This is a genomic window from Sporomusa sp. (assembly GCF_035561255.1).
Taxonomy (GTDB): domain Bacteria; phylum Bacillota; class Negativicutes; order Sporomusales; family Sporomusaceae; genus Sporomusa.
Map to the genome: position 1 here is coordinate 1 of NZ_DATMXX010000273.1, position 2347 is coordinate 2347.

Consider the following 2347-nt stretch of genomic DNA (forward strand, 5'->3'; position numbering starts at 1 on the left):
GCGATACAAGAGCCTTGCGGCTCTAATTTGTCTCATGCCAGTATATAAATGTATAACCAACTATTGTAAAAACCATAAGCAACGTTAATATGAAAACTACAAAATAATATAACATATCAGCACTCCTTGCATATTTTATTACATATTAACAGTTGTTTATTAAAATTACCTTGGGAAAGACATATAAAATAAAAAAGCCGCCCTATTCGGACGGCTTAACCCTGGCCACTTTCGCTTACCAGTTTATTCAATGCCAATTTACATTTTTCCTTATCCCAGTGTTTAACCAAGTCCGCAAACTGGTTTATAATCTTCCATTCATCATCAAAAGCACGAAGCTGGCGCTGTTTGCGCTGAACTACTTCGCTTGGTTGCTTAGTAGGCCGACCGGCACCAGGACGTGCGCCACCTTGTTTTTTCGTTACCAATTCCGATCCCTCCACCACACAACCGCCCCGACAAAGCAGACGCCAATTAAAATACCAGTCAAAAGAATAAGAATGTTATCTATGTTCCACGCCATTCGCAGCACCATGCCGATAGCAAGTATTGCCGTGGATATTATTGTCAGTTTACCCCATTTTGTCATAATTGATTGTAGACGTTAAACATGATATACTTTTGATAAGTAAGGGAGGTTCCCCTCCCCTGCTCATCAGCTCCGGTTTACCGCTTGCGCTTGCGAGGCTTTTTGCGGTTTTCTCGGGGCTTCTTGCTTCTCTTGAGCGATTCTGCTATCGTGATTAGGTTTGCCGCTATTCCGATCATCAGAGCCGCTACTTCGAGAAGTTCTTTTTGTTTAGCGTCCACTTTACACCCCCTTTCTATGATTTAATCATACCTCATTTGTGATTGTTTGTCAATACAATATATCAAGTTTATTGAAGAATATAGCAATAAAAAAAAGCCCCAGACCGAAGTCCGGGGCCACACTCTACTTATTTTTGCGGCTGATGATGCCGTATTTTTATTGCTGGAAGCAGACCGTGGATGAAATGTGCAAAGAAATCTCCAAGCGCATGGAAAGCAACACGCCAATTGATCAAAAGGTGATTAATATAACTCATTTAGTCACCAAATATCCTAACCCAACCATCAGTATCCCACGCTGCAGCTTCAGCCCCCTAATCTCCGCTCTGACCTCTCGCTCGTATTTGTCCAAGGATTTGTTGGCCTTCTGCAATAAGTCCTGCGCTGTCAGTAAGTTTTGTTTGGCTGCTGTCGATTCGGCTTTCAATACCAGCAACTGATTCTGCAACGCTTCCAAGTCCCTCTGATACCCTTCCAGCTTCAGTCGCGCCTGAGTCAAGTCCGTTTTCGACTCGCTCAATTCGGTCAGCAGTTGCCTGTTGTTCGCGTCCAGCTGCTGAAATATCTGTTCTAACCTGGTCAGCTCCTGATCGGTCATGCTGTACTGGGCTGAGCAGGTACCAGGCAAGGCCGATAGCAAGCAGGCAAATAGCACCGATAACAATAGTCTTTTTATCATGGGGGATCATCTCCTTTATTTTGGTTAAACTAAACATATATTTCTCCTCTCCCATTTAAGCGCCGTTAAGTCGGCGCTATTTTTATTTATTGAGACAATCGGTCACTCCCCTGGCCACAGCCCGGGCAAATTCATCCTGCCTGTCAGCCAGCAACTGCTCATCCTCGGCATTACTGATAAATGCCAGCTCTACCAGCGCACTTGGCATATCTGTATATTTTAAAACATACAAGCTTCTGCCTGGCATAGCTTCTTTTAATCCCCGGTCCGCCACCGGCAGCGAGCTAACAATTTGCTGCTGGATGCATCCGGCCAGGCCCTTGCTCTTAACTGAGTTAAACCAGTACCAGGTCTCAGCCCCGCTCGGTGCCGGACTATCCACGCTATTGCAGTGAATGCTGACAAATAAATCAGCCCGCCAGGCATTGGCTGCATTGATCACTTCATCAAGAGAGTTGCTTTGCAATATTTTAGTTTCACAACCGGCCAGGCACAAATACGTGTCTACCAATGAGCCCACAGTAGCCACAACATCCGCTTCCCTTAGCCCGGTAATCGGATTAACAGCGCCCGGATCAGGCCGACCGTTTGGGGCATGACCGGGATTGATAAATATTTTAGCCATTATTATTTCCCTCCCTGTGCAGATCCGGCGTATCCGTAGCCTGCTGAATCTTTCTGATCGCGGCCACTTCGGCATCGATCAGCCAACCAACTAAAACTTTAGGCACGATAATCCGGCGCCAGCCCAAAATATCCATAACTGACTGAATAGCTGTTGCTCGCTTTTCGTGGTTCTCCATATCATCCGCATGCCGATCCAGCTCATAGATAATTTTTTGCAACCCTTCCTTGGCT

5 protein-coding genes are annotated in these 2347 nt (G+C 45.6%); all 5 read right to left on the minus strand.

The window, feature by feature from the left end; genetic code table 11:
- Positions 1–215: 215 nt before the first annotated feature.
- Positions 216–428 (minus strand): hypothetical protein, encoded by a 213-nt coding sequence (locus VN379_RS15155; RefSeq protein ID WP_325535304.1) that lies wholly within the window; start codon positions 426–428, stop codon positions 216–218.
- Between the two features lie 238 nt (positions 429–666).
- The gene (locus tag VN379_RS15160) at positions 667–810 is read right to left on the minus strand and encodes a hypothetical protein (protein ID WP_325535306.1); all 144 of its coding nucleotides are present in this window, start codon (positions 808–810) and stop codon (positions 667–669) included.
- 253 nt (positions 811–1063) lie between these two features.
- On the minus strand, positions 1064–1489 hold the full coding sequence (locus tag VN379_RS15165; protein WP_325535308.1) for a hypothetical protein: 426 nt from the start codon (positions 1487–1489) through the stop codon (positions 1064–1066).
- Between the two features lie 82 nt (positions 1490–1571).
- Positions 1572–2114 (minus strand): N-acetylmuramoyl-L-alanine amidase, encoded by a 543-nt coding sequence (locus VN379_RS15170; protein ID WP_325535310.1) that lies wholly within the window; start codon positions 2112–2114, stop codon positions 1572–1574.
- Positions 2107–2347 (minus strand): hypothetical protein (locus tag VN379_RS15175; RefSeq protein ID WP_325535312.1); only part of this gene is annotated, 241 nt, incomplete at its 5' end. The genes VN379_RS15175 and VN379_RS15170, both read right to left, overlap by 8 nt.